The following is an 18,352-nucleotide window of genomic DNA, read 5'->3' on the forward strand; positions in this document are numbered from 1 at the left end:
CAGAACTCTGTTCGCTGTCGAGTCGTCGTCGGGCGGAACGCGCCGGACTCAGAGTCGCGTGACGTTGACCGCTCGCGGGCCCTTGTCGGCCTGCTCGATGTCGAACTCCACTTCCTGACCCTCTTCGAGGTCGGGGCCGCCGATGTCCTCCATGTGGAAGAACACGTCGTCGTCGTGGTCTTCGGTCTCGATGAAGCCGTAGCCGCCGGAGGACTTGAAGAATGCAACCTTACCTTTCGCCATTGCGTGTCGAAATGCACCGCTATCGGCCATAAGGATTCCGTCGATTGATACCACAGACCGTGGTACTGTTTACTACCCTCCGAGTCAGTCGTCGCGCGGCTCTCGGCCGAGCGTGTGGAACTCATCCCTGTACACTTTGTTGTGAAGGGAATACTGACGATAACCCCCCAGCCACAGAGGAGGTGAAGTGATATTTATTTTATACGTTAGACTGGTACGTCTCTTCCTTCGCTTCCTGAATGTCATCGTCTTCCACGATCTCCGAACCACTACGGTTCTTATTTCGATGCGCGACAGACGAGATTGTGTCAAGCTTCTCTGAAAAGCCAGGGTCTAATTTCCCCAACCCTCTTTTGATTCCTGACGCTACCTGTCTCCCCTTCGACGTAATTCTGAAAATGTGAATTGGTTCGTCGTCAGAATTATCAGTCAGATTCAAGTCGTCCATCGAGTCCATGATACTAGTGAACCCTGGGTCGGTTGGTCCCCATTGTTCTCTTTTAAATGCCCAGTTTTCTTCAGAGACTGCTCTGTGTCGATACTGATACAGGCTTTTATTGAACTTGAGCTCGCCCTCAATCTCACCACCAAACTCATCCAACATCAAAAGATGAGGATGGTTCTTTCCTTCTCGGTCCTTCATTCAGAAAACCTCCCAAGTGATGCTTGTATCGTTTGACGCGTTAGCTCTCCGAACATTGGGAAATGAGACTTCAACGCTTCCTCTGATGAAGTGCAAATGAACTGTTCGTCTGCGTCCTCTATGAACTCCAATAACTCTTTTCGACCATCTGAATCTAAACTGGAGAACGGCTCATCCAGAACAATAACACTCCAATTGATTAGGCCATTCTCTCTTGCAAATCTGTTGATTGTGACGACAAAAGAGATGTTTAAGAACCAAATCTCAGCATCACTTAAATCNTGTATAAGAGACAGATCTGAATCTATACTGGAGAACGGCTCATCCAGAACAATAACACTCCAATTGATTAGGCCATTCTCTCTTGCAAATCTGTTGATTGTGACGACAAAAGAGATGTTTAAGAACCAAATCTCAGCATCACTTAAATCACCTGCCGTATCATACGATCTAGGACCTTCATTCCCTGGAATTTCGACATCCCCTTGTTCTGTGAGCCGGATATTCAGACCGATTTCTCCAGCAGCAGATTGGAATATATTTTCCCAGCGTTGTGAAAATTCGCTGATTTCTTTTTCAATGCTTTCTTCTCGAAGCTCTACAATCTTCTTCTGGGTCTCGTCGATACTTTCCTGGAGATATTCGATTGATTCTTCATCACTCTGTATCCCGGTCACCACACTTTCCAACAGAGATTCTGCTTCGTTCACCGTGGATTGATTCTTCTCGACTTGTATCTCAACCTCTTCTTCTAACGGAGCCAAGTCAAAATCATGCTCACGGAGTTTACGTTCAACGAATGAAGTTACCTCTTCTAGACCTGGTTGTTGACTCTTCAGGTTTTCAATTCTCTCATCAATTTCTTCGACATCACGTTTTATCGACTCGATCTCTTCGACTAATTCATCTACTTCAGATTGTGCTCGTTGGACTTTGTGTTCCACGTCCGTATCGAGATCATTTCCACGACCCTCTACAGCACAGAACGGGCATCTAGATGACGATAGCCTCGTCTCTGCTAATTCAACCGGGACTCGGTCGCTACACGCGGGACAAACAAAGTCATTTACTGCTTGTGCTATAATCGTCTTCTTCTCATTATCCTTATACTTCTCCCACCTGTTTTTGAGTTTGGATTTTTGCCTGAGGCGTTGCCGGTTCGATTCTTTCTTTTTAAACTCTTCTTCGAGTGAGCGCTGAATCTCTTCATTCGCTTGAAGATTCTCCGATATCTCGGCGAGTTCGCCTGATTCCAAAAGTGTTGAAATGTTTTGGTACTTTTTGAGTTGATTCTTGGCACTATTTAATTGATTCTCTACTTCTTGTCTATCCTCACGACTCCGCCGAAGGGACTCCCTTGTAGAGTGTAATTCATCGTGGAGGTCCTCAAGCTCTTGCTCTTTGCTTTCAATATCTTGTTGCTTCGATTTGTCAACAACTCCGCGAGCGATAGCTAAACGCTGTTGTTTACTCAAACTACTCAGCGGTAACCGGTTCGGGTGAGTGTGGAGGAAGTGGGATTTTATCAGTGTCGACAGGGGGAGGTCGTTAGTTAGGTCTTCGCCCAGTTTTTCATGAAGTTTATTTTCTGCTTCTTGACTAGACAATTCCTCTCCACCAACTGTCAGTATATTCTCTGGTTGTCCTCTCTTGAACCGCATTTCGTCGTCAAACTCAATCGTGACGTCGTTACCATGACCTGTCGACAAATCAATTGTGTGAGTGGGACCAAAGAGATTGTAGAGGAGAGAATTGAATGTTAGTGTTTTTCCGGTTCTGTTTCCCCCCAGAATGAGCAAGTCTTCACCATCGATTTCCGAGTTTGAAAACCCATCGTACTCCTCCTTTGCGAACCGTCTTGTATATATTCCTGAAATTCTCATTCGTTAATCATACAGTTTCGGTGACGACTCAATAATCTTTTTTATTTTGTTATATGGCATGTATGAAAATAAAAAGAAGAATAATAGTGAAATCAATAGTGATGGTAGAGTCATAGACAGATCTGAGAAATAATAAACTTGACCCGGCAATGTTACAGCAACTACCCCACCGGTGTAGGTCAACACAGTATATCGGTAGACTTTGTCATCAAGATCGGTCAATTCGTCTTTTTTGTCCTCATGACCATAGTACATATGCTCATCTCCGATTTTCTCATCAATTTCGGCTTTTGCACCTTTGATGATCGGATACGCAATGAACTGAATAGCGCGATCACTAGTGAGTTCAATGAGTAGTGGAAATAGGAGTGCCACAAGAGCTCCTACAATAACATAATCCTGGATTGTATAACTCGGAAACCAAAAAGAGGCGCTAACTAATGTGTAAATTCCAATAATACTTCCACCAGGACCTCCCTGTGTGATTATCCGCCCAACAGACATTAAGATGTGAAATTGTGTCTATCTTGATAAATCTAGCTCTACATGTACTGCGCTGGATATGAAGTGCATGGATTTTTCTCTTTAGAAATCGTACTCAATAAATATCATCCAATTGACAGAAACGAGCCGTAAACGGTCTCGTCTGACACTCAACCAGTCATGTCCATATTCTTTTAGATATCGGACTTAATCTGTTTGTCTTCCTCCATCAGTTCACTTGAACACAGAGATCGTATGACCTACACAGAATCTCCACGTCCTAGAGTATGGAACTCCTCGTTCGGCCGCATGTCGGCGAACATCGCCATGCGGTTGCTGAGGTTGAAGAAGGCCGTGACCGCGCCGATGTCCCAGACCGCCTCCTCGGAGAAGCCGGCGTCGCGGAGTCGCTGCAGGTCGTCCTCGCCGACCTCGACGGGCGACTCGGTGAGTTTCACCGCCACGTCGAGCATCGTCTTGTGCTTCTCGGGGATGTCGGCGGTGCGGTAGTTGGCGACCAGTTGGTCCGCGAGCAGCGGGTCTTTCGCGTAGATGCGGACCAGCGCGCCGTGGGCGACGTTGCAGTAGTAACAGTGGTTGACGCCGGAGACGGCCACGATTATCATCTCGACCTCGTGGCGTTCGAGGTCGGTGTCCTCGACGAGGGCGTCGTGGTACTCGAAAAAGGGCCGGAAGTGCGAGGGCTTGTACGCGAAGGCGGCGAAGACGTTCGGGGTGAAGCCGGCGCGCTCGGTCTCGTCGTCGATGCGCTCGCGCAGGTCGTCCGGGAGGTCGTCGCGGTCGGGCACCGGGAAGCGGCGCATGGCGTCGTCGTCCATGCGTCTCCGCTCTCCCGGGCGGACCTTAACGATTCCTCAGGTTCGAGGGGCGCTCGCCGTCCCGAGTCCGGGGTCGCTCAGAGCGCGACTGAGAGGTACGCCGCCGCGGCCACGGCGAACACGCCGACGGCGAACAGGCCGTAGTTGGCGACGGTGTTGTCCGCGGTCCACAACGAGAGCGTGAACTTCCGGGACGAAAGCGGCCACAGGGGGCGGATGCCGGCCGGCGTGAGCACGTCGGCCAGGAGGTGCGCGAGGACGGTGAGCGCGCCCACGGCGAAGCCGAACGCGCCGAGCGCCGTCGCCGCGGCCTCGGGTTGGCCGGCGTTGCTGGCGAGGAGGTACGCGCCGCCGCCGCCGACGCCGCCGACGAGGGCCGCAAACAGGACCGTGTGGGTCGGCCCGCGGTGGGAGATGCCGGGGACGCGCATGTCGTAGTCGGGGAGCATCGCCAGCCAGCACATCGCCGCGCCGGCGGCGAACGCGAGTTCCGGGCGGCCGGCCTGCACGAGCGCGAAGCCGAGGGGGGCGAACACGAGGAGCGAGACGCCCCAGTGACCGAATCGGTACATCTGGTGTGCCCTCGCGCCCGCGGCGAACAAAACCTTTCGGCCTCCGCGACCGTCAGGGGAGCAATCGTTATCCCCGGTGGCCGCGATTTCCGCGGCATGAGCCAACACCTCTCGTCGTTCCTCTCGGGCCTGTCGGCGCTTGAGGTGACGGCCCTCGTGCTTCTCATCTCGGTCGGCGGCGCGTTCGTCATGGAGAAGGTGGTCATCCGCCTCCTGTTTCAGTACACCAGCCGAACCGAGACCTCGCTCGACAACATCGTCGTCCAAGAGCTTCGGTGGCCCATCGTCGTCACCGTCTCGTTGACCGGTATCTTCCTGTTCTCCAGGGCCCCCGCGGTCGCCGAGGCGCTCGTCGTCGATTCGGCGACACTCAACGACTTCTTCGGCCTGCCGTCGCTGTCTGTCGGCATCGTCGTCTGGGCGTGGGCGCTCAACCGCCTCGTCAACCGCCTCGTCGAGGCGGTCAAGGACAAGGGCAGTCGCTACGACTTCGCGCCCGTCTTCTCGAACGTCTGGACCATCGTCGTCTCGGTCGGAACCATCGGCGCGCTGCTGTACATCTGGGGCATCGAAATCACGCCGCTTTTCGCCGGCGCGGGCATCGCCGGCATCGCCGTCGGCTTCGCCGCGAAAGACACCGTCGCCAACTTCTTCGGCGGCATCGCGCTGTACTTCGACGACACCTACAAAATCGGCGACTACGTCGTCCTCGACTCCGGTGAGGCCGGCACCGTCGTCAAGGTCGGCATCCGCTCGACCACGCTTCTCACCCGCGACGAACTGCTCGTGACGGTGCCGAACTCGGTGCTCAACGCCGCGAAAATCATCAACGAGTCCGCGCCGAACCGCCGCCGCCGGCTGAAGGTCCCGGTCGGCGTCGCCTACGGCACCGACGTGGACGAGTTCGAAGAGCTCCTGACCGATATCGCCCTCGACGAGCCGCTCGTTCTCGACGCGCCCCGCCCGCGCCCGCGGTTCCGCCGGTTCGGCCCCGACGCGCTGGAGTACGAACTCGTCTGTTGGGTCAACAGCCCGCTCAAGCGCGGGAAGGCGACGCACAACCTCAACCGCGAGATATACAAGCGCCTGAACGACGCGGGCATCGGGATTCCGTTCCCCCAGCGAGACGTGCACGTCCACTCGACGGACGCCGAGGCGACCCGGCAGTCGCCCGCGGCCGGACTCTCGAACGGCGGGGTCCGGCAACCGGCTCGCACCCCCGACGTGGCGGGCGAGGGCGCGGCCGACGAAGTCGCGGACGCGGACGCGGACGCGGAAGCGACGACGGACGAAGACGACAGCGCCTACGACGAGTGAGCGACCGGCGTCGGCCGCCGCGAACGCCCGCGACGACCGCCCGCCGGGAACGTTAACCGCGGCGCGGCCGTGGCTCGGATATGCTCCAACTCGGCCCCGTGGACGGGCTCATCGAGACGTTCGGTCCCTTCGCGATTCCGGCCTTGCTGTTCGTCGCCGGGTTCGTCGGCTACCTCGTGCTCGTCGCGCTCGGACGGACCGGCCGCGACGAGAGCTGAGCCCGCTCCTCGACGACGATTCTACTCCTCGACGACGATAGTGCCCGTCATGCCGGCGGCCTCGTGGGGCACGCGGTCGTACGCGTGTTCGCCGGCCGTCTCGAAGGTGTGGCTGTAGGACTGGCTAGAGTAGACCTGCCTGATTATCGCAGAGAATCCGATTTCACGCGGGTCAAAAAGATTGTGCGGCGCTCGCTTCAGTCGGCCGTCGCCGACTCGTCGCCGCGGAACCGGTCCAGCGCCGACTCGAAGTCGCCGTCGTCTTCGACGGTGTCTTCCCACTCTTCGAGGCCGCGCTCGGCGCGGGTGCCCGCGATGGTGTTGTCGAAGAAGAAGGCGATGAGGCCGCCGACTGCCATACCGGTCGAACCGATGACGAAGACGGTGTCGGCGACGAGTTGGGTCCCGAGGACGGGGCCGACGAGCGCGACCTGCCGCATCCCCTCGCGGAACGCCGCCGCGCTCCCGACGTTGCCCATGTAGGCGGGGACGGCGAGGCCGGCGAACATGGCGACGCCGACGATGAACACGTTACGCGAGGAGTCGAGGTCGACGTACTTCAGGTTCGAGAGGCCGACGGCGACGATTTGGCCGAACATGGCGACGTAGAGGCCGCCGACGATGGGGTCGGGAATCGTCGCGATGAGTTGTCCGAAGTAGCCGACGAAGCCCATGATGAGCATCACGACTGCGCCGACCTGCACGACGTAGCGGGAGGCCACGCCGGTGAGACCGATAGCGCCGATGTTCTCGGAGTAGGAGGTCGAGCCGCTACCGCCCATGACGGCCGAGAAAACGTTCATCACGCCCTCCATGCCGATGCCGTGGTTGATGCGGCGCTCGGAGGGCGCGCCGACGCCCGAGAGCCGGGCGACGGCGTGGTAGTCGCCGAAGGACTCGACCATCGAGGCCGCGACGCCCGCGAGCATTCCGATGATGAAGGAGGTCGTGAACTGCGGGATGCCGAAGGCGACCGAGCCCACGACAGGGAGCGCGACCGTCGTCGTCCCCGCGCCGCCCGCGAAGCCCCACTGCAGGGGGTAGATGGGCATGAGCGCCGGGGCCTCGACGACCGTCTGGAGGTTCACGTAGCCCGCCGCGCCGGGGGCGATGACCCCCGCGACCGAGAGGCCGGCGGCGACGACGTACGAGACGATGACGCCGAGCAGCACCGGGAACAGCTTGAACGCCGGGTGCGCGGTGTCGAGGTACTGCGAGAACAGGACGATGAGCGCGAGCGTCAGGCCGAGGAGCCACCAGTTGTTGGTCGCCGACGCGACCTGCGGGGCGTTGAAGAGCGACAGCCCGATGAGCGCGATGGTCGGCGCGATGACGACCGGCGAGATGAACTTTCGGAGACGTCCGAGCAGGCCGAAGTAGCCGACGAACACCTCGACGACGGCCGCGACGATAATCGCGCCCTGCAGTTGCAAGAGGGCGCTCTGCCACGCGACGCCCGACTGGTCGGCCGCCGTCGCCACGCCGATGACGGCGAGCGCCGGCGCGAGCATCGAGAAGGGCGCGCCCTGCACGATGGGGTAGCGGTTCCCGAACGTCGTCTGCATCAGCGTCGCGATGCCGGAGACGACGAAGAACGTCCCGACGAACCGCGGCACCACGTCGGCGGGCATGCCGAGGGCTCCGGCGAGGATGAGGGGGACGGCGATGTTCGCGCCCACCATGGTGAGGTAGTGTTGGGCGCCGAGAAGGAGAGCGGTCGGAAGGGGTGGTTTGTCGTCGATACCGTACTGCACGAACGAGGAGGGAGAGGAGTCGTCCGTCACGACCGTCCCCCCGTGTGTGGTGGTTCGCTCCCGGGCATGGTTGTCCGAGGATTTTGTTCAGACTATATATGTCCTGCTTTTCGCGCGCGTTCGGGGGGTAACGACTTTGTTTCACCGGTTTCATTCGTGACGCGTGACCGACCGACACGGACGTTCGAAGACGGGGAACCGCGACCGGTGGCTGTTCGGGTGGGCGCTGGGCTACGCCGCGGTGGGCGCGTCGTCGCTCGTCGTCCCGCTGTACGCCATCGAACTGGGTGCGAACGCGCTGTTCGTCGGCCTCATCGCCGCGACCGCCGCCTTCGCCGGCGCGCCGGGCGCGGTGCTCTGGGGCCGGCTGGCCGCCCGCGCGAAGCGCAGGCGACCGTTCATCCTCGTCGCGCTCGTGGCGACCGCCGGCGCGCTCTCTCTCACGGCCACCGTGTCGTCGCCGGCCGCGGTCCTCGTCGCCAACGCCCTGTTGTGGTTCGTCGTCGCCGCGGCGGTTCGCCCGCGTGTCGGCCAGTATCCGCCGGCAGAGCGGCCTCGTCGGGCGTTCGGTCCGCGCGGTCCCGTACGGTCCCTCGCGGCTCTACTGGGCGCTCCAGAGCCTCGACCTCGACGACCTCCGGGCGCGGATGAGCCCCGAACTCCTCCGGTACCTCGCGGCCGCGACGCTGTTTTTCGTCGGCTTCTCGGTCTTCTTCGGGCCGCTGCCCGCGTACCTCGTCGGCTCCGGCCGGTCCGCCGACGAGGTGTTCGCCCTGTTCGTCCTGTCGAGTCTCGGGTCGGCGGTGAGCTACGCGAAGGTCGGCGCGTTCGCGGCGCGACACGACCCCCGTCGCCTCCAGGCCGGCGCGCTGGCGACCCGCGGACTCGCCTTCCCGGCGGTGGCGGTCGTCGGCACGCAGTTCGCGGCGCTCGCCGCGCTCGTCACCCTCGGCGCGACGTTCCTCGTCATCGGCGTCACGTGGGCGGTCATCGCGGTGACGGCGACGGGGATGGTGACGCGACTCGCGCCCGACCGGATTCGCGGGGAGGCCCTCGGCGCGTACACGGCGCTTTCGAGCCTCGGCGGCGGAGTCGGCTCGGCGCTCGGCGGGTTCGTCGCCGACGCCGCCGGCTACGTCGCCGCGTTCGGCCTCGCGGGCGTCGTCGTGGGCTGTGCGCTCGTCGTGGTGTTACTCACCGGCGGGCGGGGCGTCGCGGCGGGAGAGCAGTCGCTCGCCGATTAGGTTCTCGAAAACGAAAGCGGGGCCGGTCGCGGGACGTCCCTACTCGATGGCGTGCACCGGCGAAATCCAGACGACGAGGTCGCCGTCGCGCTTGATGACGCCCTCGATGGAGTCGTCTTTTTCGAGTGGCGGGTCCTCCACGTCGTCCATCGAGACGCGCACGACCTGGTACACCTCGTCGACGAGCCAGCCGGTCGCGGCCTCGTCTTCGAACTTGTTGGGGTCGAAGATGACGATGCGCTTCGACTCGCCCTCGTCGTCGATGCTGAGAAGCGACTTCGGGTTGATGATGGACGTGGTCCGCCCGCGGAGGTCCATCACGCCCTCGACGTAGTCCGGCGCGTTCGGAACCGCCGTGAGCTGGCCCTTGTCGACGATTTCGCTCACGTACTCGATATCGACGCAGTACGTCTCCGGGCCGAGTTGGAATTCCAGCACCTGTACTTCTTCGGCGGAGTCCTCCGCGTCGGTCTCGTCCGCGCTCATCTCGGTCGTGATTGCATCTTGTCGCATGGTCATCCCCGGCGGCGACATCCGCCGCCACCTGTCTGCTTCAGAGTGGTGAGATTCAGCGTATAAAGATACGTCCCCGATTATCAGCCGTGATTATCCTCGCCGAGTGTTTATATACCCGATTTCCGAACCTCGGAGGTAGATGAGCGGTCAACGAAACGGCACACTAACGAATCCACCGAGCCCTCGGCGGGGGGGCCACTCGGCGTCGTCGAGTTCCCGCCGACCCGGAACCGCCGGGTGGGGACGATGAGCGCGTCCGCCGGCGCGGACCCGACTCGCGCGGTCGTCGTCGACGACTCGCGGTTCATGCGGACGCTGATTCGCACGCTCCTCGAGGACGCCGACGTCGAGGTCGTCGCCGAGGCGGCCGACGGCCGCGAGGCGATTTCGGTGGTCGAGGCGAACCGACCGGACGTCGTGACGATGGACATCGAGATGCCCGAGATGAACGGGCTCGACGCGGTCGAGGCCATCATGGAGGAGTGTCCGACGCCCGTCCTCATGCTCTCGGCGCACGCCGAGGAGGACGCCGACGTGACGTTCGAGGCGCTCGACCGAGGGGCGGTCGACTTCGTGACGAAACCGGGCGGCGAGGTCACCTCCGAGATGCCCCGCGTCAAGCGGGAACTGGTCGAGAAGATTCAGTCCGCCGCGGCGGTCGACCTCTCGGCGACGCGCCGGGGCTCCCGGCCGCCGAAGACGGAGCCGAAGCCGGCGGCGACCGCGGGGTCGAAACCGGCGTCTTCGGGGACGAGCGGGTCGCTGCCGACCGAGGGCTCGACGCTGATTATCGGCGCGTCCACGGGCGGGCCGAACGTCGTCGAGCGGTTGCTCGCGGCGCTCCCCGAGGAGGCCGGCCTCCGCGTGCTGGTCGTCCAGCACATGCCGGCCGGCTTCACGAAGCGCTTTGCGGCGCGGCTCGACGGCCGCTGTGACTACGAGGTCCAAGAGGCGAGCGACGGCGAGCGAATCGGCCCCGGGCAGATTCGCATCGCGCCCGGCGGTTCCCACCTCCTCGTGACCGGCGACCGGGCCGGACGTCTCCGGCTCGAACTCTCCGACGACGAGCCGCTTCACGGCGTCAAACCGGCTATCGACCTCACGATGGCGTCGGCCGCGGAGGCGGTGGACACGCCGCTGGCCGGCGTGCTCCTCACCGGCATGGGCCGCGACGGCGTCGAGGGGATGACCCGAATCAAGCGGGCGGGCGGCCACACGGTCGCACAAGACGAATCGACCTCCGCGATCTTCGGAATGCCGAAGCGGGCCATCGAGGCCGGCTGTGTCGACACCGTCTCGGCCGACGGGCGAATCGCAGACGAAGCACTCCGCGGGCTCACTACCTGACCATGGACGAAGAACTCTACCAAGCATTCATCACCGAGAGCGAAGAGAGCATCACGCAGTTGAACAACTCCCTGCTGTCGCTGGAGTCGAACCCGGACGACACCGAGGCCATCGACGACATCTTCCGGCAGGCCCACACGCTGAAGGGGAACTTCGGGGCGATGGGATTCGACAACGCCGCGACGGTCGCCCACGCCGTCGAGGACCTCCTCGACGAGATTCGCCACGAGCGACTCGACGTGACGGCCGAGCGGATGGACCTCGTCTTCGACGGGATGGACCTCATCGTGGAGATTCTCCACGACATCGAGGAGAACGGCGAGTCCACCATCGACCCGACCGACACGGTCGAGGAGGTTCGCGCCGCCGTCGAAGACGGAGGTGACGCGGGAAACTCGAACCCGGCGGCGTCTGACGAGGCCGACCGCGAGTCGGTCGACCTCGACTCTCTCGCCGCCGACTGCGTCGACACCGATGCGCTCGACGCGACCACGCTCACCCACGCCCACGTCGAACTCGACGCGGGCCAGATGAAGGGCGTCGACGCCGGCATCTTCCTCAGTAGCATCCCGGAAGAACTCGACGTGGTCGGGGCGAACCCGAACCGCGACGCCATCGAAGACGGCGAGTTCGGCGACGGCTTCGACCTGTTCGTGGCCGAGCGCGACGCCGCCGTCGTCGAAAGCGAACTCGGCGGGCTCTGGAAGGTCTCGACGGTCGAGACGACTGACGTGTCCGACGCGCTCGCGGCCGGGGACGAGGCCGCGGACGCCGGCGACGCTCCGGCGGCCGAGTCGGAGGTTGACGCCGACGTTGACGCCTCGGCATCGGACGACTCCGACCGGTCTACTGACGCCGACGGCGCTGTCGACAGTGACGGTGGCAGTGATAGCGACGCGACGACCGACGACGCACCCAGCGTCGACGACGGGAGCGAAGGAGACGCCGACGAGGCCGAGTCGGACGAGAGCGACGACGAACCGGAGTCCGGCAAAGAGAAGAAAAAGGAGGCGCGCTCCATCTCCGCGGTCAAGTCCGTCCGCGTGGACGTGGACCAACTCGACGAACTCCACGAACTCGTCGAGCAGTTGGTCACGAGCCGCATCAAGCTCAGAAACGCCATCGACGTGGGGCAGACGACCGCCCTCGACACGCTCGACGAACTGGACAAGATTTCGTCGAACCTCCAGAACACCGTGATGGACATGCGGCTCATCCCGCTGAAGAAGGTGTTCGACAAGTTCCCCCGGCTCGTGCGCGACCTCGCCCGCGAGCAGGACAAACGCGTCTCGTTCAAGGTCGAGGGCGCGGACATCGAACTCGACCGCACCATCCTCGACGAGATTTCCGACCCGCTGATGCACGTCCTCCGGAACGCCGTCGACCACGGCATCGAAGACCCCGACGTGCGCGAGGAAAACGGCAAGTCCCGCACGGGGACCATCAGGCTCTCCGCGCGCCGCCAACACGACACCGTCATCGTGACCGTCGAGGACGACGGCGGCGGCATCAACGCCGACGCCGTCCGCGAGAAGGCCGTCGACAAGGGCGTTGCGACCCGCGAGGAGGTGAACCAGATGCCCGACAGCGAGGTGTACGACTACATATTCCACCCCGGCTTTTCGACCAACGACGAAATCACGGACGTGTCCGGCCGCGGCGTCGGCATGGACGTGGTGAAGACGACCGTCGAATCGCTCGACGGCTCGGTGTCCGTCGAGAGCGAACCCGGCGAGGGAAGCACGTTCAACATCCGGCTGCCGGTGTCGGTCGCCATCATCAAGGTGCTTTTCGTGCAGGTCGAAGACCGCGAGTTCGGCGTCCCCATCAAGTACATCGACGAGATAAGCCGGCGCGACCGCGTCCAGACGGTCAGCGGCGCGGAGGTCATCGTCCACGAGGAGACCATCTTCCCGCTGATTCGACTCCGCGAGGCGCTCGAAATCGACTCGCCCGAACCCGACGACGGCATGGTGGTTCGCATCCGTCCCGACGACAGGCAGGTCGCGCTCCACTGCGACGGCGTGACGAAACAGGAGGAAGTCGTCGTGACACCCCTGCAAGGACCGCTGTCGGGCGTCGGCGGGCTGTCGGGAACGGCCGTCATCGGCGACGGCAACGTCATCCCGATTCTGGACGTCTCGACGCTCGAACTCCCCGCAGACGGCCAGCAGGCGATGCGCGAGTTCGACCCGAGCCAGCTCCCCGACACCGCCGAGGAGGCGGCCGACTGATGCCCTCGTCGGCGACCGACGACCCGGCGTTCGGCCGGCTCTTGGACTACATCGAAGACTCCCTGCAGTTCCAGACGAGTTCGTACAACGACGCCTACCTCGACCGCCGAATCTCCGCGCGGATGCGGCGGCGACGCGTCGACGACTACGGGTCGTACCACGACCTCCTCACCGACGACGAGGAAGAACAGCAGGCGCTCCTCGACGCGCTATCAGTCAACGTCACGAGCTTCTTCCGCAATCCAGAGGTGTGGGAGGCGCTCCGCGGGGTGCTCCGCGACCTGAGTTCGCGGGGGAGCCGCCACGACCCCATCAAGATATGGAGCGCGGCCTGCTCGGACGGCCGCGAGGCCTACTCGCTGGCGATGCTCGCCCACGACGACGACCGCGTCGACGAGCGCCGCATCGAAATCGTCGGCACGGACATCAAACGCGAGATTCTCCGCGCCGCCAGGGCGGGCGAGTACCGCGCCTCCGAGACCAACGACGTGGCCGAACAGCTCGACCCCATCGGTCGCTGGCAGCGCTTCGTCGACCGCGACGACGATACCTTCCGGGTGAAAGACGCCGTCACCGACATGGTCCGCTTCGAGCGACGCGACCTCATCCGCGAGGAGCCGCCGGGGACGTTCGACCTCGTCGTCTGCCGGAACCTGTTCATCTACATCAACGCCGAGTCGAAACGGGCGGTCTTCGAGACGCTCGGCTCCGCGCTGAAGCCGGACGGGTACCTCACCATCGGTATGACAGAGACCATCCCGCCGACGTGTAGACAGCAGTTCGACCCCGTCGAGAAACGACTCCGCATCTACCGCGCGAGCGACGCCGCGGTCGGGAGGTGAGCGATGAAACCCGGTGAGCAAAAACTCGGAGACACCCGCGGGCGGTTCCTTCAAGTCATCAAGAACGGCCGGGAGATACACGACGTCGACTGGACGAGCGGCCGAATCCTGCTTTCGAACAGGCGACTCATCCTCGCGGGTACGGGCGGCAAGCGGACGATTCAGCTCTCGAAGATACAGGAGTTCGGCGGCCGGTACGACGTGAACCAGCGCATCGCGACCGTCTCCGACTACTTCAGCGTCCACATCCCGTCGGGCGTCGTCCTGCTCGCGCCCGTCGACTACGACGAGTTCGAGACGGACTTCTTCGGGGCGCTCCTCAACACCGAGCAGTTCCTCGCGCGACATCCCGCAGTCGCCGGCGGCGTCGTCCAGAACACCGAGTGGGAAAAGTCCCGGCTCAAAGTCGAAGCGGAGGCCGTGAGCATGGCGACCGTCGGCGGCAAGTTCGTCGAGGTCCGCCTCGACGACATCGGCGACGTGAAGACCGGCGAGCGGACCATCGTCGACGAACACCGGAGCGTCATCGAGGTCGAACACTCCGACGACGAGGGGACGAGCCTCCAGACGTACATCTCCGGCTCCGACCGCGCCGTCAGTTTCCTCTACACGCTCCTCCGCGAGGGCGAGGAGCTTTCGGAGACCTCTATCGAGCTGAGCGAGACGGACAAACAGGTCCTCACGGCGCTGTACTCCGGCGTCTCCCCGTTCGACATCCCCAGCTTCCTCGGCCTCGACGTGGACGAAGTCGAGGAACTCTTTCAGCGACTCATCGACCACAACGTCGTCGAGGAGATTCGCGTGCGTCACGAGGTGCAGCTCAACGCCCGCGGCCGCAGCATCGCCTCCGACGCCATCAACGAACAGTAGTCAGCACTCGGTTTTTCGCGGCGCAGTCGCCGGACGGAGAGCGACGCGTCGCGCTCGTCAGTCGTCGCTCGCGCGCCGCGAGGCGCGTTCGAGCGCGATTCCGGCGTAGACGCCTCCCAACCAGACCCCGGCTAAGAGAACGATGCCCCGCACGCGCTCGCCGGGTTCGAAGCCTAGACCGTGAATCGCAAGAATCGGTAACAGAGCGCTCAGGACGCCGATTATGGTGTACCAGAAGTGGTCGTTCGGCCCGGACCACCGCCAGCGGTACGCGGGAAAGGCAACGAACCCGAAGCCAGCGATTGTGTACGTGAGAAGCAGGGTGACGCCGACCAACGCGTCGCCGTGTCGGAAGCCGAAGGAGTAGCTGACCGCACTTCCGATTCCCAGTCCGACGAGCGCCGAAGTCCGCGTCCGCATGGTGGCTAATTAGTTGTCCAGTTGATAATTCTTCGCAACCATCGGACGAAACCGCTTCCGCTAAAAAACAGCTTCAGACGTTCACGTCTTCGATTTCCTCGTTGACGACGAACCGCCCCTGCGGCGTCAGCGAGGTCGGAAGCTCGTCGTCGCCGATGAGTTCCTCCTCGTGGAGCTTCTCCAGTTCCGCGTCGAGGACTGCCTCTTCGACGCCGAGGAGTTCGCTGAAGTCGACTTCCGCGGCCATCTCGCCGGCGGAGTACAGTCCGACGAGGACTTCGAGGCCCTGTTCCGTGACCTCGACGTTGCGGACGCCGGACTTTATCCAGTGGTAGACGAGTCGGAGGTAGCGCCCGAGGATGTTCATCTTCCGACGCGAGTCGAGCGTTATCTCGGAGGTGACCGTCTGGCCCTGCTTGACGTGCTGGACCGAAAGCACCAGCCGCTTTTCGCCGTCGACGGTCCGTTCGAGCACCTCGAAGAAGATGACGCTCGCGAGGTCGATGTGGAACGGGTCGCCGTTCTCCGTGAGCGGGCCGTCGTCGTCGGGGAACGTGACGGCCTCGTAGTCGAGGTGGAGCCCGGAGGGTTGTCGCTCCGTGTCGAGGACGCGCCCGCCGATACGGGCCGGGTGGGTGACCTGCGCGCGCGAGCCGTTGAGCGCCGCGCGGAACAGCAACAGCGAGAACTTCTCGATGGTATCTCGGTCGCCGCCGATGACGGTCGTCCGGCGCTGGCGACCGATGATGTAGCCGACCATCACCGTGTAGTCGAAGAACTCCTCGACCTCCGGGGGGACCTGTCCGACGGCGATGTCGAAGATGGAGGTGATGGGGATGACGGTCTTGGCCTTCGACGTGGCGAGGATGAGCCGGCGCTGGCTCATCAGGACGCGGCCCTTGACGGGCTCGAACGAGGCGTTGCCGCCGGCGACGAAGTTGGCGACGAAGTCGACGACGATGGACTCGCCGTCGCTGGTCTGTTTTTCCGTCTGTCTCTTCGAGCGCGCCCGCTCTTTTTCTTCGCGTTCGTCCGACGGTTCGGACTTCTTCCGGCGGTACGCCTGTAGGAGGTCGCTTTTCGCCACGTCGCCCCCCTCGGGCGCGCGGGAACGGGCCTCCTGTGGGGTCTGTTCGCCTGCCGCGTCTGGCATCGAATCTCGGGTCTGTTGTCCGTCTTCAGTCATATACTAATCAGCGCTCCTGCGAGCGACGAGGTGGCGACCGCCATCAGGGAGCCCACCCAGACGAGCATCACGAAGTGCAGGTAGGCGTTCGCCTTGTGTCCGCCGTCGACCATCCGAATCATGAGCGACGACAGGAGGGCGTTAAACAGGATGATGAGCGTCAGCATGTACTCGATGAAGGGCACGTCGTAGACGCCGGCGTAGATGAGCGTCCCGAACTGGAGGCTGTCGAGGTTCATCTGCGTCGAGAAGGACGCCAGAATCTCGACGACTTCCAGCCCGATGAAGAACGCGAACGACGCGGAGGCCGTGATGCCGTAGAGGACGCCGATGAGGGTGACCGTCGACTGCTTTCGCTGTCGGCGGAGCTTGATTATCTCGTTCATGTTACGGCTGATGAGCTCGCCGAGGAGCTTCGGTTTGCCACCCATCGACCGGCCGACGTTGTACATCTCGGAGAACTTCTGGACGAGGTAGGAGTTCGTCTCCGCGGTGAAGAAGAACCACGACCGGTCGGGGTCGAGCCGCATCCGAAGCCGCGTGTACAGCCGCGATATCTCCCGCGAAAGGACGCCGAAGTCCTTCGTCTTGAGCGTCTTCAGGACGGCCGTGGTCGTGCTCTGTTTCGCCGTCTCGGACGCCCCGAGCGCGCGGATGAACCCGGGGTACTCCTCGTCGCGCTCGCCGATGCGTTTCTCGTGGCGGCGCGCGACGATGCCGGGGACCGCAAGCGGCGTCAGCGGCGTCGAAATGAGGAGCGGAATCGGGAGTTCCATCATGATGGGCCGGACCGTCTCGCCGACGACGGTCAGGTTGAACGTGCCCAACGCGAGCACGAGCACCATCGTGATAGAGAGACCGACCGCGCCGTACAGGGTGATGTCTATCTGCCGGTCCGCCTTCGTCCGGTACTCGCGCTGGTGGAACCACAGCGGGTCGTACGGCGACATCGTCCGGATGACGAAGTAGAACCCCAACTGCACGAAGACGAAGAGCACGATGACCGCGCCGATGGTCATCGTCGCGTCGGTCCCGGTCAGGATGGGGAGGACGATGGCGTTGATGATGGCGAAGGTCATCGACAGAATCATCGAGAGATAGAGGTCCTTCATGACCTCCAAGTTCCCGAGGGCGCTCTCGTAGACGGTGATGTACTTCTGAATCATCGCGTTCTGCTCGCCGAGGAGGAAGTCGTCGATGCTCTGGCCGGCGTTGATGGAGTACGCGAGCCTGTCGAGGAAGTCCGCGAGGGGCTTCGACGGGACCTCTCGGGCCCGGCGCTGACAGGCGTCGTCGAGCGACTGGTTCCACGCGTCGACGAGCTGGACGATGCGGTTCATCTCGGTCGCTAGCTCGCCGTACTCCTCCTCGCGCGCGAGCGTTCGAAACACGGCGACGCGGTCGATGTTCGTCGTCGAGAGCACGGTCATGTGCGTGATGAGGAGGTGGAGTTGGTTCTCCAGACTGCGGCGCGTCTGCTCGACGAGGAGGCGCGGGTAGAGGACGGCCCCGCCCAACAGCAACACCCCGAGGAGGAACACGGGAATGCGGACGAGGAGGGGAAGCGGGAGCGCGATGGCGCCGGCCAGAGAGAGCATGAAGAACACGATGGCGGGGCCGAGCACCGCGAGCAGGTACCGCGGCAGCGCCATCGGCATCTTCTCGTAGGACTCGATGATGTCGCTGATGAAGTCCCGAACCTGCACCGCCTGCATCGACGCGCTCTGTTCCCCTGCCATGT

Annotated in this window: 17 protein-coding genes and 2 pseudogenes; 8 read left to right on the forward strand and 11 right to left on the reverse strand. The window is 62.5% G+C overall.

The features are described from left to right. Window positions 1-48 precede the first annotated feature (48 nt). The 5 genes from C454_RS16245 to C454_RS16260 form a co-directional block, all read right to left on the reverse strand. Window positions 49-243: a cold-shock protein gene (locus tag C454_RS16245; protein ID WP_004967996.1), complete on the reverse strand. Its 195-nt coding sequence runs from the start codon at window positions 241-243 to the stop codon at window positions 49-51. A 199-nt stretch (window positions 244-442) separates the two neighbouring features. Continuing rightward, a complete protein-coding gene (locus tag C454_RS16250; RefSeq protein ID WP_049905231.1) occupies window positions 443-886 on the reverse strand; it encodes a hypothetical protein in 444 nt (147 codons plus the stop codon). A gap of 1,886 nt (window positions 887-2,772) precedes the next feature. Next, complete coding sequence (locus C454_RS20425; protein ID WP_152421549.1) at window positions 2,773-3,273, reverse strand: hypothetical protein; 501 nt, start codon at window positions 3,271-3,273, stop codon at window positions 2,773-2,775. A 239-nt stretch (window positions 3,274-3,512) separates the two neighbouring features. Beyond that, window positions 3,513-4,091 carry a peroxidase-related enzyme gene (locus C454_RS16255; RefSeq protein ID WP_004977343.1) on the reverse strand — a complete coding sequence of 193 codons (579 nt, stop codon included), beginning with the start codon at window positions 4,089-4,091 and terminating at the stop codon, window positions 3,513-3,515. Window positions 4,092-4,168: 77 nt separating this feature from the next. Then, entirely contained in the window at window positions 4,169-4,663 is a 495-nt protein-coding gene (locus C454_RS16260; RefSeq protein WP_004977344.1) for a metal-dependent hydrolase, read from the reverse strand. Between the two features lie 96 nt (window positions 4,664-4,759). On the opposite strand from C454_RS16260, the gene C454_RS16265 reads away from it, so the two are divergent. Together C454_RS16265 and C454_RS20845 are read left to right on the forward strand one after the other, a co-directional pair. Next, window positions 4,760-5,980, forward strand: coding sequence for a mechanosensitive ion channel family protein (locus tag C454_RS16265; protein ID WP_004977345.1), 1,221 nt, complete (start codon window positions 4,760-4,762; stop codon window positions 5,978-5,980). 80 nt (window positions 5,981-6,060) lie between these two features. Next, a complete protein-coding gene (locus C454_RS20845) occupies window positions 6,061-6,198 on the forward strand; it encodes a hypothetical protein (protein WP_004977346.1) in 138 nt (45 codons plus the stop codon). A gap of 21 nt (window positions 6,199-6,219) precedes the next feature. Here the strand turns inward: C454_RS20845 and C454_RS21275 are convergent. Together C454_RS21275 and C454_RS16270 are read right to left on the reverse strand one after the other, a co-directional pair. After that, a pseudogene (locus tag C454_RS21275) lies at window positions 6,220-6,333 on the reverse strand (plastocyanin/azurin family copper-binding protein); the annotation flags it as partial. 62 nt (window positions 6,334-6,395) lie between these two features. After that, window positions 6,396-7,982 carry a uracil-xanthine permease family protein gene (locus C454_RS16270; protein WP_049905232.1) on the reverse strand — a complete coding sequence of 529 codons (1,587 nt, stop codon included), beginning with the start codon at window positions 7,980-7,982 and terminating at the stop codon, window positions 6,396-6,398. A 211-nt stretch (window positions 7,983-8,193) separates the two neighbouring features. On the opposite strand from C454_RS16270, the pseudogene C454_RS21200 reads away from it, so the two are divergent. Both C454_RS21200 and C454_RS21205 read left to right on the forward strand, forming a co-directional pair. Continuing rightward, window positions 8,194-8,502: pseudogene (locus tag C454_RS21200) on the forward strand (hypothetical protein); the annotation flags it as partial. A gap of 97 nt (window positions 8,503-8,599) precedes the next feature. Further along, on the forward strand, window positions 8,600-9,196 hold the full coding sequence (locus C454_RS21205) for an MFS transporter (RefSeq protein WP_338072492.1): 597 nt from the start codon (window positions 8,600-8,602) through the stop codon (window positions 9,194-9,196). Window positions 9,197-9,235: 39 nt separating this feature from the next. Here C454_RS21205 and C454_RS16280 read toward each other — a convergent pair whose 3' ends face one another. After that, window positions 9,236-9,709: a chemotaxis protein CheW gene (locus tag C454_RS16280; RefSeq protein WP_042662095.1), complete on the reverse strand. Its 474-nt coding sequence runs from the start codon at window positions 9,707-9,709 to the stop codon at window positions 9,236-9,238. Window positions 9,710-9,958: 249 nt separating this feature from the next. On the opposite strand from C454_RS16280, the gene C454_RS16285 reads away from it, so the two are divergent. The 4 genes from C454_RS16285 to C454_RS16300 are packed head-to-tail and all read left to right on the forward strand — an operon-like array spanning window position 9,959 to window position 15,005. Further along, entirely contained in the window at window positions 9,959-11,059 is a 1,101-nt protein-coding gene (locus tag C454_RS16285) for a protein-glutamate methylesterase/protein-glutamine glutaminase (RefSeq protein ID WP_049905244.1), read from the forward strand. 2 nt (window positions 11,060-11,061) lie between these two features. Then, a complete protein-coding gene (locus C454_RS16290; RefSeq protein ID WP_004977351.1) occupies window positions 11,062-13,293 on the forward strand; it encodes a chemotaxis protein CheA in 2,232 nt (743 codons plus the stop codon). Then, the gene (locus tag C454_RS16295) at window positions 13,293-14,135 is read left to right on the forward strand and encodes a CheR family methyltransferase (RefSeq protein ID WP_004977352.1); all 843 of its coding nucleotides are present in this window, start codon (window positions 13,293-13,295) and stop codon (window positions 14,133-14,135) included. The genes C454_RS16290 and C454_RS16295 overlap by 1 nt, the downstream gene beginning before the upstream one ends. 3 nt (window positions 14,136-14,138) lie before the next feature. Next, the gene (locus C454_RS16300; protein ID WP_004977353.1) at window positions 14,139-15,005 is read left to right on the forward strand and encodes a CheF family chemotaxis protein; all 867 of its coding nucleotides are present in this window, start codon (window positions 14,139-14,141) and stop codon (window positions 15,003-15,005) included. A 57-nt stretch (window positions 15,006-15,062) separates the two neighbouring features. Here the strand turns inward: C454_RS16300 and C454_RS16305 are convergent, their stop codons facing one another. The 3 genes from C454_RS16305 to flaJ all read right to left on the reverse strand — a co-directional run bounded on the left by C454_RS16305 (window position 15,063) and on the right by flaJ (window position 18,350). Then, window positions 15,063-15,425 (reverse strand): hypothetical protein, encoded by a 363-nt coding sequence (locus C454_RS16305; protein ID WP_004977354.1) that lies wholly within the window; start codon window positions 15,423-15,425, stop codon window positions 15,063-15,065. 73 nt (window positions 15,426-15,498) lie between these two features. After that, complete coding sequence (locus C454_RS16310) at window positions 15,499-16,512, reverse strand: CheF family chemotaxis protein (RefSeq protein WP_193363464.1); 1,014 nt, start codon at window positions 16,510-16,512, stop codon at window positions 15,499-15,501. A gap of 95 nt (window positions 16,513-16,607) precedes the next feature. Then, on the reverse strand, window positions 16,608-18,350 hold the full coding sequence (gene flaJ, locus C454_RS16315) for an archaellar assembly protein FlaJ (protein ID WP_004977356.1): 1,743 nt from the start codon (window positions 18,348-18,350) through the stop codon (window positions 16,608-16,610). Window positions 18,351-18,352 lie beyond the last annotated feature (2 nt).

Source organism: Haloferax gibbonsii ATCC 33959, assembly GCF_000336775.1.
In the GTDB taxonomy this organism is placed as follows: Archaea; Halobacteriota; Halobacteria; order Halobacteriales; family Haloferacaceae; genus Haloferax; species Haloferax gibbonsii.

What these genes read in the sequence shown, in the direction of transcription:
- C454_RS16265 (WP_004977345.1), top strand. Translation starts at nt 4,760, where the DNA reads ATGAGCCAACACCTCTCGTCGTTCCTCTCGGGCCTGTCGGCGCTTGAG.
- C454_RS20845 (WP_004977346.1), top strand. Translation starts at nt 6,061, where the DNA reads ATGCTCCAACTCGGCCCCGTGGACGGGCTCATCGAGACGTTCGGTCCC.
- C454_RS16245 (WP_004967996.1), bottom strand. Translation starts at nt 243, where the DNA reads ATGGCGAAAGGTAAGGTTGCATTCTTCAAGTCCTCCGGCGGCTACGGC.
- C454_RS20425 (WP_152421549.1), bottom strand. Translation starts at nt 3,273, where the DNA reads ATGTCTGTTGGGCGGATAATCACACAGGGAGGTCCTGGTGGAAGTATT.
- C454_RS16290 (WP_004977351.1), top strand. Translation starts at nt 11,062, where the DNA reads ATGGACGAAGAACTCTACCAAGCATTCATCACCGAGAGCGAAGAGAGC.
- C454_RS21205 (WP_338072492.1), top strand. Translation starts at nt 8,600, where the DNA reads ATGAGCCCCGAACTCCTCCGGTACCTCGCGGCCGCGACGCTGTTTTTC.
- C454_RS16295 (WP_004977352.1), top strand. Translation starts at nt 13,293, where the DNA reads ATGCCCTCGTCGGCGACCGACGACCCGGCGTTCGGCCGGCTCTTGGAC.
- C454_RS16255 (WP_004977343.1), bottom strand. Translation starts at nt 4,091, where the DNA reads ATGGACGACGACGCCATGCGCCGCTTCCCGGTGCCCGACCGCGACGAC.
- C454_RS16305 (WP_004977354.1), bottom strand. Translation starts at nt 15,425, where the DNA reads ATGCGGACGCGGACTTCGGCGCTCGTCGGACTGGGAATCGGAAGTGCG.
- C454_RS16300 (WP_004977353.1), top strand. Translation starts at nt 14,139, where the DNA reads ATGAAACCCGGTGAGCAAAAACTCGGAGACACCCGCGGGCGGTTCCTT.
- C454_RS16260 (WP_004977344.1), bottom strand. Translation starts at nt 4,663, where the DNA reads ATGTACCGATTCGGTCACTGGGGCGTCTCGCTCCTCGTGTTCGCCCCC.
- C454_RS16285 (WP_049905244.1), top strand. Translation starts at nt 9,959, where the DNA reads ATGAGCGCGTCCGCCGGCGCGGACCCGACTCGCGCGGTCGTCGTCGAC.
- C454_RS16250 (WP_049905231.1), bottom strand. Translation starts at nt 886, where the DNA reads ATGAAGGACCGAGAAGGAAAGAACCATCCTCATCTTTTGATGTTGGAT.
- C454_RS16280 (WP_042662095.1), bottom strand. Translation starts at nt 9,709, where the DNA reads ATGCGACAAGATGCAATCACGACCGAGATGAGCGCGGACGAGACCGAC.
- flaJ (WP_004977356.1), bottom strand. Translation starts at nt 18,350, where the DNA reads ATGGCAGGGGAACAGAGCGCGTCGATGCAGGCGGTGCAGGTTCGGGAC.